This is a genomic window from Nonomuraea sp. B19D2 (assembly GCF_040137845.1).
In the GTDB taxonomy this organism is placed as follows: domain Bacteria; phylum Actinomycetota; class Actinomycetes; order Streptosporangiales; family Streptosporangiaceae; genus Nonomuraea.
The window spans coordinates 42,083-55,771 of record NZ_JBEFAK010000017.1; the positions used below are offsets into that span (position 1 = coordinate 42,083).

Below are 13,689 nucleotides of genomic sequence, written 5' to 3' on the forward strand. Positions count from 1 at the left end.
GGCCCGGGAAGGGGCACCGGGGAAAGCACGTGCACGGCCCCGGAGGGGTGAGGTTGGGGCCTGCGCGAGAAGGGCTTCTAGAGTTCGACGACCACGCGAGGGATCAGCCGTTTCTCCCCGTAGACGACGGTCAGGTCACCGACCCGGTGCCTGGAGAGCTCACGCCATCCCTGGCGCTCGTACAGCGCCAGGGCGGCCTCCTGGTTGAGCGTGGTGTCGCCTCTGACGCGCTCGAAGCCGAGCTCCACCGCGCGTTGTTCCAGAGCGTGCAGCATGGTCGCGCCGAAGCCGCGCCGCTGGTACTCGGGATGCACGCGCAGCCGGCAGATCTCGGCCGTGCACGTGTCGACGGGTTTCAGCCCGCCCATGGAGACCACCCGCGAGCCGACCTCGCCGACCAGGAAATCGCCGCCGCAGGCCACGTAGATCTCCTGGATGCGCGGGAAGTCGTCGTCGTAGTAGACGCCGTCGCCCGGCATCAGCCCCACCTCGGCGAGGCAGATCCGGTGGAGGACGAGGATGGTGTCGAGGTCGGACCAGCGATAGCGCCGGATCTCCAACTTCATGCACCGCCCCCCTTCAGCTGGGCCGCCCTGGGCCGGCGCAGCTCGGCCCTGAACTCCTCGAGTTTGGCATGGTTGGCGTCGCGCGCCATGATCGCCTGTTCGAGCGCCAGGGCGGGACGCATGATGAAGTCGGTCAGATACTCGTCACTGACCATCTGCAACGCCTTGGTGCCGATGTCCAGCGCGGAGTCGACCTCGCCGGAGATCAGGCGGCACTGGGCCTGGTCGAGCCGGATCAGCGTCTGGTCGAGGATGTGGTCCTCGTACTTCTCCAGCGCCTGGTCGAGCACCACCTCGGCCTCCAGCGTCTGGCCGAGCTTGGTGAGCACGTCGCCCTGGTAGAAGTAGAGCTGCTTCTCCGTGTAGCCGAAGGCCATGTCCTCCTGGTCTTCGGTCTTCATGTGGGAGAAGGCGCTGCGGGCCCTGGCCAGTGCGCGTTTGGCCTGGTCGACGACCTCTTTCTTGCTTTCTGACCCGGAGAGCATGGCCAGCGCCCTGGCCTCGACGACCGGCGCCATGGCCTGCGCGGGGCAGGGCGTGGAGCCGGCCAGGTCGCGGCTCTTCTTCGCCAGGTTGAGCGCCTCGCGGGCGTCCCCGAAGTAGAGGGGGACGAGCGACTCGCGGGCGGTGATCCACGCGCGCAGCGCGCGGTCGCCCGTCTCGTCGGCCGCGGTGCGCCCGGTCCTGAAGAAGGAGCGGGCCAGCCGGTGGTCACCGAGATTGATCATGATCATGCCGCTCAGCCCCGACAGCTGCGCCGCCATCCGCAGAAGGCGGTCCTGCAGGTCGATGGGCTGGCGGCGGGACATCGCCGTACGCACGGCGCTCATTTCGAGCAGCACGTCGCACAGGAGCCGCAGCGGGGCCGTCGTCGTGTATTGACGGCCGAAACTGAGCGTGGCCTCCTCCCACTGGTCGAGCATCGCGGCGGACACGGTGGCCGACACGAGTGTCTCGTCCATCCGGCGTCTGATGCCCTCGCACGCGCCGAGAATGGGCCCGTCGAGCGTGGTGACCAAGCGGGTCTCAGGGTTGAGCAGGTTGAGCAGCGTGCGGCGGAGGATGTTCTCGTCCTCCTCGGCCTCCGACTCGGTGACCATCGGCGTGAGCAGCAACTCCCGCTCCGTCGGCAATAACGGCCGCTGCTTGGCCTCTGCGACGATACTGGGCACTGCCTGCAGGCGGTGCCCGCGGCCACAGATGCACGGCCCGTCGTAGCCGAGCTCATGCGGCTCGACGCGATAGACGGTGCACAGGTAGTGCATGTATTCGGGCCCTGGGCGCTTGAGCCCGCTCTCGTAGGCGGACAGCAACGTCTCGCCGATGCCGGGCATCGACTTGTCGTCGCGCTCGAACAGGGCTCTGATCTGCTCGACGACGTCTGCCAACGCGATGCCGTACGACAGGCGGTGTGCCTTGATGCGGCTGGTGCCGAACTGTGACGTGCACTGCTCATGGATCTCGTCAGCTATCTGGGCCGAGGTCCGCCCGGCGGCCAGGCCCTTGGCCCTGATCCGCCGGGCGATCTCCGTTTCCCTGTGCTGTCTGCCGGCCATCCCGGCCCCTCTCGCGCGTGTCTCGACCGGTCCACACTTGGTGACTCAGCGTAGCGTCCACGTCGCTGTGCGCCTACCCAAGAGTGTGAACCAATGTCGGCAGGATGGAAACGCCCGCCTCCAAGCCTACGGATAAGGATCGTCCTCCGAGGGACTGTTTCTTACAACCCATGAGGTAGAAGCAACTCCCTGTGAGCGGGGGACCACCGTTGCACACGCCGTTGACATGAGCCATCTTTGGCGCACCAGCCAGATTCCCAAAGAGGGAGGGGACTAACGGTGGGGGACGACAACTTCGAGCATCTGAACCGTCTCGTGTCAGAGCTCGGCGCTCACGGACTGCTCGCACGGGTGGTCCAGACACAGGGCGGGCGTACGTTCGCACGGGTCATCAACCCGAACGCGACGAGCCTGTCGGAGAACGTCACCTGTCGGTCCACGAGCACGTCCGACATGCAGGACTGGTGGTACTGCTGGTCCTGGGGCGAGCGGATGCACAAGGCCGACGATCCGGCTGGGGCGGCCACCAAGGTCGCACGCGTGCTGGCCGCCGTGGGGGAGTGACGACGCGGTGACCCGGGTGGAGCGCAGCCACCACGGCTCACCGCACCCACGACGGCGTCAACGGAGCCGGCGGGGCGGCCGGTGCGGAGGGTTCCCGTATGCCGGAGCCCTGGTCGCCCCGCCGGTTCCGGCCCCAGGCGCGGCCGGACGTCGTGCCGCGCCTGCGTGAAGCCACCTGCCTGGTCCGCCGGGCAGGTGTTCGGGGGATCCCTCCCGGAACCGGCACGGGACATGCTTCCGGGTGCGTGTCCCGTCCCGAGCCGTCCGTCATCGGAGCGTCCGCTCTCTCCCTCCGCGGCCCAGAGAGCAGGCGACCCCGTCTTCCCCGGCGTGATGTGACGGCGGGCGGTCCGGTCGGCGGTATTTTTGGATCGAAACGGTCCAATGAGCCGACCGAACCGCTTCCGGAGGGGGATCTACCCAGTGTTACTGCTGGTGACACCGTCGCCACCACCCGCTTCCCCATCGAGCACGCTCGATCTGGGAAGTATGGCTCAGGCAGTGAGCGTGACGTGCAAAAATGACCCGCTCTGCTCTACGCTAGCCGGGATGCTCGACAATGAGACCTGGGCGACAGTGGCGGCGACTGCGATCACCATTGTCCTGATCCTCGTGTTCGCGTTCGTGATCCGCAACATCGCGCACAGGATCATCACGAAAGTGGTCGACCGCGCGGCGACGGGTGGGTCGATCGCCAGCAGGTTCCGTAAGAACGCGGCTCCCGACGGCATCGACGCGCTGCTGCACGAGCGGCGCAAGCAACGGGCCGAGACCATGGGGTCGGTGCTCAAGCACGTCGCCTCCATCGTCATCCTCGGCACCGCCGTCCTGACCGTGCTCGACCGGCTGACGATCCCGATCGCACCCCTGCTGACCAGCGTCGGCATCCTCGGCGTGGCCATCGGCTTCGGCGCGCAGGAGCTGGTCAAGGACTTCATCGCGGGCATGTTCATGCTGCTCGAGGACCAGTACGGCGTGGGCGACGTCATCGACGCGGGCGCCGCGGTCGGCACCGTGGAGGCGGTCACCCTGCGCGTCACCAGGCTGCGCGACGCCGACGGCCGCGTCTGGTACGTCCGCAACGGCACCATCACCAGGGTCGGCAACGAGTCTCAGGGCTGGTCGCGGGCCTACGTCGACGTCCCCGTGGCCTACGACACCGACCTCACGAAGGTGCGGGCACTGCTCGAGCACGTGGCTGAGGAGATCTGGGCCGACGCCGAGCTGCGCGAGAGCAAGATCGTGGAAGAGCCCCAGGTGTTCGGCGTCGAGCAGCTGTCCGACAGCTCGCTGGTCTTCCGCATCACCGCCAAGACGCTGCCCACGGCGCAGGCGCAGGTGTCGAGAGAGCTCAGGATCAGGGTCAAGGCGGCGCTCGACACCGCCGGCATCGCCTTGGTCGCCACCGCATAGTCTATGAGCGTGAGCGAGACCTCCTTCTATGACGCCGTTGGGGGCGAGGAAACCTTCCGGCGCCTCGTCCACCGCTTCTACGAGGGAGTGGCGGAAGACCCCTTGCTGCGGCCGCTCTACCCGGAGCCCGATCTGACGGCCGCCGAGGAGCGGCTGCGGGGCTTCCTGATCCAGTACTGGGGCGGGCCCAACACCTACAGCCAGCAGCGCGGTCACCCGAGGCTGCGCATGCGGCACATGCCGTTCGTGATCGGCGAGCCCGAGCGGGACGCGTGGCTGCGGCACATGCGTGACGCGGTCGACTCGCTCGACCTGCCGGAGGAGCAGGAGACCAGGCTCTGGGACTATCTGGTCTACGCGGCCCACAGCCTGGTGAACTCACCTACATAACGGGCATGACACGCCACATGGATATCCCCTGGTGGCGTGACGCCGTCGTCTACGAAATTTACGTTCGAAGCTTCGCCGACGCCTCAGGAGACGGCGTCGGCGACCTGACCGGGGTGCGCGAGCGCCTGCCGTACCTCCAGCGGCTGGGGGTCGACGCCATCTGGCTGACGCCCTTCTACCCCTCCCCCATGGCCGACGGCGGCTATGACGTGGCGGACTACCGCGGCGTCGATCCGCTGTTCGGCACGCTGGCCGACTGCGAGTCGCTGGTCGCCGACGCGCACGACCACGGGCTGCGGGTGCTGGTCGACGTCGTGCCCAACCACAGCTCGTCCGAGCATCCCTGGTTCCAGGCGGCGCTGCGGGGCGAGCGGCGCGACCGGTACATCTTCCGCGACACCATCAACAACTGGCAGTCCACGTTCGGCGGGCCCGCCTGGACGAAGGTGGCGGACGGGCAGTATTACCTGCATCTGTTCGCTCCCGGGCAGCCCGACTTCGACTGGCGCAATCCCGAGGTGCACGCCGAGTTCCTGGACATCCTGCGGTTCTGGCTGGACCGGGGCGTCGACGGATTCCGCATCGACGTGGCGATGGGGCTCTACAAGGCCGAGGGGCTGCCCGACGTGGGCGACCAGTCGTTCAAGTCGGTCTCGCCGGTGTGGGGGCAGCCCGAGGTGCACGACGTCTACCGCGACTGGCGCAGGCTGCTGGACGGCTATCCGGGCGAGCGGATGGCCGTGGGCGAGGTGTGGACGGACAGCTCCGAGGACCTCGCCCTCTACGTGCGCCCCGACGAGCTGCACCAGAGCTTCAACTTCGCCTGGCTGCAGGCTCCCTGGTCGCCGACGGCGTTCAAGAAGGTCATCGAGGACACCCTGGCCGCCGTGCCGTTCGCGACGTGGGTGCTGTCCAACCACGACGTCGTACGCCACCGCACCCGCTACGACGCGGCCGACCCCGGCACGGGCCTCGCGCGGGCCAAAGCGGCGCTGCTGACGATGCTGGCGCTGCCCGGCTCCGCCTATCTCTACCAGGGCGAGGAACTGGGGCTGCCCGAAGTGACCGACCTGCCCGACGAGGCCAGGCAGGACCCGGTCTTCTTCCAGTCGAAGGGCGAGCTGCCCGGGCGCGACGGGTGCCGGGTGCCGATCCCGTGGACGGTGGACACCCCCTCGTACGGGTTCTCGCCGGGCGGGGTCGAGCCGTGGCTGCCGCAGCCCCCCATGTTCGCGGAGCTGAGCGTCGAGAAGCAGGAAGGGGACGCCGGCTCGACGCTGGAGTTCTACCGCCGGGCCCTCGCCCACCGCCGTGACCTGGCACGATCAATTCCTTACACCCTGGAGTGGCTGGATTCTCCCGAGGGTGCGCTTTTCTTTACCCGCGGCCCGCTGACCTGCGCCATCAACTGTGGCCTCGGGCCCGTACACCTGCCCGAGCACGACGCCGTGCTGCTGTCGAGCGGACCGCTCAAGCGGGGCCTGCTGCCGCCCGACACCGCGGTGTGGCTGCGGCGAGACTCATAGCCCGCGCGGGCGCTCGCCACGGGCAGGGATGACGGGCAGCGACAGCAGCGCGCAGGCCAGGCCCGCCGCGAAACCCGCCCAGAACCCGGCGTGCTCGATCAGCACGCCGGCGAGCGGCGTCACGGCGAGCGAGACGGTGTTCTGGATGGTGTTGTGGGTGCCGAGCACCCGACCGGCCCAGGCGGGTCCGGCCAGCTCGCCGGCCGCCAGGTAGGCGAGCCCGTTGCCGGCCACGGTCATCACGGCGGCCAGGGCGAGCATGGCGGGTCCGAGCGAGCCGCCGGTGAGCGTGCCGGCGACCAGCAGCGCCAGCACGCAGAGGCTGCCGATGGTGATCAGCAGCAGGGGCCGCATGCGCAGGCCGGTCCTGTCGGACCAGCGCCCGGCCGCGATGCGCACCGCCGCCCCGCCGATCGCCGCCACCCCGAACAGCTGCCCGGCCGCCACGCTGTCCCAGCCGTACAGGCGCACCAGGCAGGTCACGCCGTACGTGCTGACCACGATCTGCGGCACGACGTGCAGGGCGCTGGTGGCGTGCACCCGCCAAAGAGCGGGCTGCCGGTACGGCGTGCCCACCGGTGCGGTGCCGGACCCGGAGATCGTGTGCGGCGGCTCGGCCAGGAAGAGCGCGGCCAGCACGGCGGCCAGCAGGCTGACGGCGGCGCAGACGGTGAGCACGCCCGGCAGGCCGTGCGCCCGCGCGACCGGCGGGAGGACGAAGGCGCCGATGGCCATGCCGAGGGTGAAGGAGACCTGGCGCAGGCCCATCGCGACGCCGCGCTCCGGCGGCTCGAACCAGCGCAGCACGATCCGTCCGCCGCCGACCAGCGCGGCCGAGCCTGCAGCGCCGGCCACGGCCAGCAGCGCGATCACCGCCCACGTCCGCTCGACGAACGCGACCGCGGCGAACAGCACGGCCGCCAGGCCCACGCCCGTGCCCAGGACCAGCCGCTCGCCGTGCCGGTCGGCCAGCGCGCCCCAGGCGACCAGGGCGAACAGGATGCCGATGCCCGGGGCGTTCGCGATGATCCCCGCCATCGGCAACGAAACACTGAAATGTCGCTGTATTTCGGGCAGGATGAGGGGCAAGCCGCCGAGTCCTAAGGTGACGCTGGTGTGCGCGTTGACGCCCAGCGCCAGCATCAGCCAGCGCTTCACGAGAAGCGTTTGAGGTAGGCCAGTTCACCCTCGCTGAGCCTGCGCGGGGCCGCCCGCTCCACGTCGTAGGCCGCGAGGACCGACTTGGCGGTGACGTACACCTCGCGGTCGTCGCGGATCTCGTACTGGAGCGCGAACCGCACCGCCCTGATCTCGGTCACCCACGTCTCGACCAGCACCGGGTCGGCGCGGAAGCCGAGCGGGCGGCGGTAATCGATTTCGTGGCGGGTCACCACCAGGCCCTTGAACGGCTCATCGCCCGCGGTGTACGGATCGATGTGGAACATGCCGAAGCGGGCGTCCTCCAGGTAGTCAAGGAAACGTACGTTGTTCACGTGGCCCTGGGAGTCGATGTCGGCGAATCTCACCGTCCGGGGGTAGACGTGTCGCTGGGGCTGGGAACGTTCAACCACGTCCGCAACCGTACCCGCCCGGGACATGTGGCCTTGCGTCAGGATTACCCTACTATTTCTAGATTTTAATCCTAGAATCAAATTCTGTACGAGAGTTCGGGCGCCTGACCAGAAGGTGACGTACCCGACGCGGCCGGAGCAGGCGCTGATCTACCGGCTGTCCGGCGACTACAACCCGTTGTACAGCGATCCCGAGTTCGCGGCCAGAGCCGGGTTCGACCGGCCGATCCTGCACGGGCTGTGCACGTACGGGGTGACGGGGCGAGCGCTGGCCAAGGACGACGGCACCGTGGTGCTCGGCCGGGGGCGCGCCACCATCCTCCCGCCCTGAGGTCAGCCCTCCTCCAGGACCTTGAGGGGGTCGAGGCGGCGGATCAGCGTCATCGCCGCCTCGATGACCTCCTGCGCGTCCTCCTCCATATCCGAGGCGGCGACCTCACGCGCGGCCTCCTCGATGATGCTGGTCAGCACGGCCACCATGAACCGGTCGAGCGGCTCGCCGCCGGCCCTCAGCAGCACCGCGTTCTGGCGTACCCACTCCCGGCCCCGCGTGCGGCGGATCAGCTCGAACCCCGGCGGCCCGTCCCCCTCGATGAACAGCCTGACCAGGTCACGCCGCTCCCACGCCCCGGCGAGATACGCGCGCGCCCCGGCGATCAGGAGCTCGACGGGGTCGTCCACGCCCTCCTGCTCGGCCTTGGCCACGCTGGCGGCCGACGCCTCCTCGTGCGCCGCCTGGTGGTGCTCGTACAGGGCCAGGAACAGCTCGGCCTTGCCGCCGAAGTGGTGGTAGAGGCTCCCGACGCTGGACCCGGCGCGGGCGACCACCTCGGAGACGTTGGCCTCGGCGAAGCCGTGCTCGCCGAAGACCTCGCGAGCCGCCTGCAGCATGCTTTTGCGGGTCTGGGCGGTACGGCTCCACTCCCACGAGGACTTACGTGCCACGCGCCGATTATAGGCCCGGGAATTCTAGAATTAGGTTCATGCGGTTCATGCCGCGGTGCTCCTTTTGGCAGCCGGGAAGGCTACGGGTTCGGTGGCCCCGGCCGCAGCGGAGGAACCATGACAATGGCCTCACGCGTGCTCTCGACGATGTCGACGAGTTCCTTCTCTTCCCGAGCCGGCACCTGGAACTTCGCCAGCGTCAGATGCAGGTCATCCATGAAGGCATCCCACTCGTCATCGGTGATGGCCAGGTGGCGGTGCGAATCGCCCATGGGCCGTCCCGAGTACTGCTGCGGACCGCCCCCGGCCCAGCAGACCATCTCCGTGACCAAGAACTTGAAGCCTGCCGGGGAGACCCGATGGTGAGCCTCGTTCACGGCCGGGTTCTTGTTCAACCGGGGATCGGTCATGATCCGATCGATGAGGTCGTCAACCACCGTGGCGATGTTGTAGACGCCTCCGAGGCGGTCATAGAGCGACGGAGTCTCGTTGGTTGGCATCGGCCCTCCCGGCTTGCGCAGCTCGCGGGCTCGGCGCGCCGTACAGAGCTGCGGCGCGCCTCTTGCTGGCTTACTTACCCGCACGTTACGGCGGATGTCTCGCTTGCCGGATCTGTGACCGTTCACTACCCCTGCCTGGGGCGAAATCGGCATGATCGACGCCTAGCATGAAACCCGACAAAAGGTACAGAACGGACGAGTTTGTCGCCTCGATAGAGACATGGGGGCGGATGGAGATGACAAAGAAGATCCTCGCAACGGGGATACTGATGGCCTCGACGCTCGTAGCCCCGACCGGTCTCGAGACCACCCAGGCGGCCGCCCAAGCAACGCCCACCTTGACCATGACCGCATCAGTCCCGTGCGGGTGGGGCGGATGCGAGCGGAAACTGGGTCACAAGGGCTGGCACCAGAAGAAGGGGAGCTGGTGCAGGAAATCTGAAGGGTGCGCCAGGGAGGAGGGCCACGGCGGCTGGCACCACAAGAAGAAGGAAGCGTGCGGATACGGCGAGTTCTGCGACAGGGATCGCGGTCACAAGGGATGGCACCAGAAGAAGAAGGGCCCGTGCGAGTACGGCGGGTTCTGCGAGAGGGCGCCAGGTCACAAGGGCTGGCACCAGAAGAAGTCGACGTCGTGGACCGACTGGCTGCCGAAAGGCTGGGGGAACAGTGGGCCGAGCGAGCAGGGTCGTACCGGCTGGGGCCACCAGGGTGGGCAGTCAGAGACTCCTCCAGCAGGCGGCCAGCATGACGCAGGCGCCGGCCACTGAATCCCCCAGCCAGGACTAGGCATCCTGGCGGGCAGTCAAGCGGCTCTTGGCGACGCTGGGCGGGCTTCTCACGTCGCCATGCGTCAGTATGGTCTGCGCGCTTGAGCGCCTCCACGCTGATCACGGCTGGCGTGGGCCAAGCCCACACCGCGGCGTAAAACTCCAGGTCAGCCCTCTGATCAGCAGCTGACTGTGAGCCCTTCAGTCACGGGCGGCGGGTGGTGCCGCCCGTGACGTGCCGTACGAGATAGGGGTTGTGCTCTTGAGACGGCACTCAGTCGCGGTGGAGCTTCCGGTACGTGACACGGTGCGGGCGGGCGGCGTCGGCACCAAGGCGCTCGATCTTGTTCTTCTCGTAGTCGGCGAAGTTGCCCTCGAACCAGAACCAGTTCGACCCTTCCTCCCACGCCAGGATGTGCGTGGCGATGCGGTCGAGGAACCAGCGGTCGTGCGAGGTGATCACCGCGCAGCCCGGGAAGTCGAGCAGGGCGTTCTCCAGCGACGACAGCGTCTCCGTGTCGAGGTCGTTGGTGGGCTCGTCGAGCAGGAGCACGTTGCCGCCCTGCTTGAGGGTGAGCGCGAGGTTGAGCCGGTTGCGCTCGCCGCCCGAGAGCACCCCAGCCTTCTTCTGCTGGTCGGGCCCCTTGAACCCGAACGCCGCGATGTACGCCCTCGACGGCATCTCCACGTTGCCGACCTTGATGTGGTCGAGCCCGTCGGAGACGACCTCCCAGACGTTCTTGTTCGGGTCGATGCCGCCGCGGCTCTGGTCCGCATACGAGATCTTGACCGTGTCGCCGACCGTGATCGAGCCGGTGTCGGGCGTCTCGCTACCGGTGATCATGCGGAACAGCGTGGTCTTGCCGACGCCGTTGGGACCGATGACCCCCACGATGCCGTTGCGCGGCAGGTCGAACGTCAGGTCCTCCATCAGCAGCCGGTCGCCGAACCCCTTGGTCAGAGTGTCGGACTTGATCACCGTGGTGCCCAGGCGCGGGCCCGGCGGGATCTGGATCTCTTCGAAGTCAAGCTTGCGGTACTTGTCCGCCTCCGCGGCCATCTCCTCGTACCGCTGGAGCCGGGCCTTGCTCTTGGTCTGGCGGGCCTTCGGGTTGGACCGGACCCACTCGAGCTCGTCTTCCAGGCGCTTCTTCCGCTTGACGTCCTTCTGGCCCTCGACCTTGAGGCGCTGCGCCTTGGCCTCCAGGTAGGTGGAGTAATTGCCCTCGTACGCGAACGCGCGGCCGCGGTCGAGCTCCAGGATCCAGCCCGCGACGTTGTCGAGGAAGTAGCGGTCGTGGGTGACTGCCAGCACCGTGCCGGCGTACTTCTCCAGGTGCTGCTCCAGCCACTGCACGCTCTCGGCGTCGAGGTGGTTGGTCGGCTCGTCCAGCAGCAGCAGGTCGGGGGCCTCGAGGAGCAGCTTGCACAGCGCGACCCGGCGACGCTCACCACCGGACAGCTTCGTCACGTCGGCGTCGGGCGGCGGGCAGCGCAGCGCGTCCATGGCCTGCTCGAGCTGGCTGTCGAGGTCCCATGCGTTGCGGTGCTCGAGCTGGTCCTGCAGCTTGCCCATCTCTTCCAGCAGCTCGTCGCTGTAGTCGGTGGCCATCTGCTCGGCGATCTCGTTGTAGCGCTGGAGCATCGCCATCGTCTCGGCGACGCCCTCCTGCACGTTGCCGAGGACGGTCTTCTCCTCGTTGAGCGGCGGCTCCTGCTGGAGCATGCCCACCGTGAAGCCCGGCATGAGCTTGGCATCCCCGTTGGACGGCTGCTCCAGGCCGGCCATCATCCGGAGCAGCGTCGACTTTCCGGTGCCGTTCGGGCCGAGGACACCGATCTTGGCTCCGGGCAGGAACGACAGCGTGACGTCGTCAAGGACAACCTTGTCGCCGTGCGCCTTGCGCACGCGCTGCAGCGTGTAGATGTACTCCGGCATGCCCTCTAGCTTAGGGGCTCCGAGCCTGGGCTTCCGCCGCTCCTCCCGCAACGCCCCGAACGACGGGATCCCGCCTACGGCGACCGCGCCCGTCCCACGCACCACAGCCCCGTGAGCGCCGCCCCCACGACTGAGCGCCATGTCCGCCAACGGCGGGATGGATCGTCTTTGCGGACAGCGGCGCAGGACAACGCCCGTCCGAGTCGGCGGTCTCGTTGAAGACCAGGTGTCACCGTCAGAGTCGGTGCGATCGGGGCGAAGTCGGGAGGCGGCGTCGCTGGGAGAGGAAGCCAGGAGGCAACGCCCCTGAGGGGACGGAGCCGGGAGGCGGTCTCGTAGGCGACGACGGACCAGAGGTGCTCTCGTCGGCGAGGATCAGGAGGTGGTGTCGTTGGGGAGGGAGCTCCGGGGTGGTGCTTGCACGGCAGGGATGCAGACGCGGTCGCGCCCCAGTTCCTTCGCCCGGTAAAGCGCCAGATCGGCAGCGGCCAGCAGGTCGATCAGGTCGTCTCCATGGATGCTCATCAGAGCCACCCCGGCCGAGATGGTCACCCTGATGAGGTTGTCGTCGGCGGGGATCGCCATGTGGCCGATGCGGGTGCGGAGGCGTTCGGCGACCTGGCGGGCCTCGCGGCCGTCGGCGCCCGGCAGCAGGACCACGAACTCCTCGCCCCCGAACCGGCCCACCACGTCATAGTCCCGTAGCTGGGTGCGCAACGTGGACGCCACGCCCACCAGCACCTGATCGCCGACCAGGTGGCCGTAGGCGTCGTTGACCCGTTTGAAGTGGTCGATGTCGATGATCAAGACCGCCAGGGTGCCGCCCGTCCGGCGCGCTCGGACGATCTCGGTGTCGGCCTCCCGCTGCCAGGCGGCGGCGTTCAGCAGGCCCGTCTTGGCATCGGTACGGGCGGCGGCCTGGAGTTGGGCGTGGAGCAGGCTGCGCTGCAGCAGCACCACCGGCGGCAGCGCCAGGATCAGCAGAGCCAGGTTCAGGCCGCAGCCGATCGCGACCGTGACGCCCAGGCAGAGCTCGACGATGTCCAGGATCATGCTCTCCCGGTCCCACAGGACCTCCCGCCACGTGATGTCCGGGTCGGCGGTGTGCGCGGCGATCGCGATGAGGGCGATGTTGAGCAGGGAGAACAGCACGGCCGCGGCCACCGCGTAGAGGATCGGCGGGCCGCTCCCCTGCGACAGCACCCACGGGTCATCGACGAACCAGTGGAACGCGACGGAGGCCGTACACCCGGCCAGCCCGATAGCGGCCGAGGTGAACACCCGGCGGTAGAGAACGGTCGCGCGCACCCGCACCTGCAGCAGGACCTGCAGCACGATCGGCGCGAAAATGGCATACAGCGGCGGCAGAAGCAGCGCCACCGGTAGCCACCAGGCCGACAACAGGTCCCGCGAGACCCCGGCGGGCATGCCCAGCCTGCGGGTGGCCTCGATGCAGACCGCGCCGCACGCCATGAGAGCGCCGAACGTGAGCAGGTCGCGCCACTGGAAGACAGTGGTCACGGCGCACACCATGATTGCGGCCAGGTCCAGAGCGACAATCGCGCACAGGTAGACCACGAGCGGGCGGCGTTGGCCCAGCAACGGCCAGCGGCCGGCCAGAGTTGACACACCGTCGCCAGACCTGATCGAGGCGTGACTGGTCGCCGCCATCTCGTCTCCTCCCTGACTAACGATGTGTAACACAATAATTGCGGAGTGTGCGATGTGCGATGGGAACGGATACGTTGGCAATGACTACACACACCTGCTCACGCCAAGGGCAGGCCGTGTTGGACAGCCGTGCCGGAAAGGAGCAACCATGGTGCAGGGCGTGATCTGGACCTGACAGATGCTCTAGCCATCTGCCGTGGGAAACACACCATCGGCCGCCCTCGGGGTGTTAGTCACGGGAACCACGGCCGGTGCCCCCCTCCTCCCCCCTCCACCCC

General features: G+C 68.2%; 14 protein-coding genes. 6 read left to right on the plus strand and 8 right to left on the minus strand.

All coding sequences use genetic code 11. The features are described from left to right. Positions 1-77: 77 nt before the first annotated feature. On the minus strand, positions 78-566 hold the full coding sequence (locus ABN273_RS29020) for a GNAT family N-acetyltransferase (protein WP_349452211.1): 489 nt from the start codon (positions 564-566) through the stop codon (positions 78-80). After that, the gene (locus ABN273_RS29025; protein WP_349452212.1) at positions 563-2,122 is read right to left on the minus strand and encodes an NsdA family TPR-like regulatory protein; all 1,560 of its coding nucleotides are present in this window, start codon (positions 2,120-2,122) and stop codon (positions 563-565) included. The genes ABN273_RS29020 and ABN273_RS29025 overlap by 4 nt, the downstream gene beginning before the upstream one ends. Positions 2,123-2,401: 279 nt before the next feature. Here ABN273_RS29025 and ABN273_RS29030 point away from each other — a divergent pair, with 279 nt between their 5' ends. From ABN273_RS29030 to ABN273_RS29045, 4 genes are all read left to right on the plus strand, one after another. Beyond that, complete coding sequence (locus ABN273_RS29030) at positions 2,402-2,686, plus strand: hypothetical protein (protein WP_349452213.1); 285 nt, start codon at positions 2,402-2,404, stop codon at positions 2,684-2,686. 549 nt (positions 2,687-3,235) lie between these two features. Further along, complete coding sequence (locus ABN273_RS29035) at positions 3,236-4,099, plus strand: mechanosensitive ion channel family protein (RefSeq protein WP_349452214.1); 864 nt, start codon at positions 3,236-3,238, stop codon at positions 4,097-4,099. Positions 4,100-4,108: 9 nt separating this feature from the next. Next, a complete protein-coding gene (locus tag ABN273_RS29040; RefSeq protein ID WP_502911148.1) occupies positions 4,109-4,489 on the plus strand; it encodes a globin in 381 nt (126 codons plus the stop codon). Positions 4,490-4,506: 17 nt separating this feature from the next. Next, complete coding sequence (locus ABN273_RS29045; protein WP_349452216.1) at positions 4,507-6,015, plus strand: glycoside hydrolase family 13 protein; 1,509 nt, start codon at positions 4,507-4,509, stop codon at positions 6,013-6,015. On the opposite strand, the gene ABN273_RS29050 is transcribed toward ABN273_RS29045, so the two are convergent. Together ABN273_RS29050 and ABN273_RS29055 are read right to left on the minus strand one after the other, a co-directional pair. Beyond that, positions 6,010-7,173, minus strand: a complete 1,164-nt coding sequence (locus ABN273_RS29050; protein ID WP_349452217.1) for an MFS transporter — start codon at positions 7,171-7,173, stop codon at positions 6,010-6,012. The genes ABN273_RS29045 and ABN273_RS29050 overlap by 6 nt on opposite strands. Then, positions 7,170-7,586 carry an acyl-CoA thioesterase gene (locus tag ABN273_RS29055; protein WP_502911149.1) on the minus strand — a complete coding sequence of 139 codons (417 nt, stop codon included), beginning with the start codon at positions 7,584-7,586 and terminating at the stop codon, positions 7,170-7,172. Before ABN273_RS29055 ends, ABN273_RS29050 begins: the two co-directional genes overlap by 4 nt. 25 nt (positions 7,587-7,611) lie before the next feature. Here ABN273_RS29055 and ABN273_RS29060 point away from each other — a divergent pair, with 25 nt between their 5' ends. Next, positions 7,612-7,917 (plus strand): MaoC/PaaZ C-terminal domain-containing protein, encoded by a 306-nt coding sequence (locus ABN273_RS29060; protein ID WP_349452219.1) that lies wholly within the window; start codon positions 7,612-7,614, stop codon positions 7,915-7,917. Between the two features lie 2 nt (positions 7,918-7,919). Here the strand turns inward: ABN273_RS29060 and ABN273_RS29065 are convergent, their stop codons facing one another. After that, positions 7,920-8,531 (minus strand): TetR/AcrR family transcriptional regulator, encoded by a 612-nt coding sequence (locus ABN273_RS29065; protein ID WP_349452220.1) that lies wholly within the window; start codon positions 8,529-8,531, stop codon positions 7,920-7,922. An 80-nt stretch (positions 8,532-8,611) separates the two neighbouring features. Then, the gene (locus tag ABN273_RS29070; protein WP_349452221.1) at positions 8,612-9,184 is read right to left on the minus strand and encodes a group I truncated hemoglobin; all 573 of its coding nucleotides are present in this window, start codon (positions 9,182-9,184) and stop codon (positions 8,612-8,614) included. A 14-nt stretch (positions 9,185-9,198) separates the two neighbouring features. Here ABN273_RS29070 and ABN273_RS29075 point away from each other — a divergent pair, with 14 nt between their 5' ends. Then, a complete protein-coding gene (locus ABN273_RS29075; protein ID WP_349452222.1) occupies positions 9,199-9,801 on the plus strand; it encodes a hypothetical protein in 603 nt (200 codons plus the stop codon). A gap of 274 nt (positions 9,802-10,075) precedes the next feature. Here the strand turns inward: ABN273_RS29075 and ettA are convergent, their stop codons facing one another. Continuing rightward, the gene (ettA, locus tag ABN273_RS29080) at positions 10,076-11,740 is read right to left on the minus strand and encodes an energy-dependent translational throttle protein EttA (RefSeq protein WP_349452223.1); all 1,665 of its coding nucleotides are present in this window, start codon (positions 11,738-11,740) and stop codon (positions 10,076-10,078) included. A 375-nt stretch (positions 11,741-12,115) separates the two neighbouring features. Further along, positions 12,116-13,411, minus strand: a complete 1,296-nt coding sequence (locus ABN273_RS29085) for a GGDEF domain-containing protein (RefSeq protein WP_349452224.1) — start codon at positions 13,409-13,411, stop codon at positions 12,116-12,118. Positions 13,412-13,689: the final 278 nt, after the last annotated feature.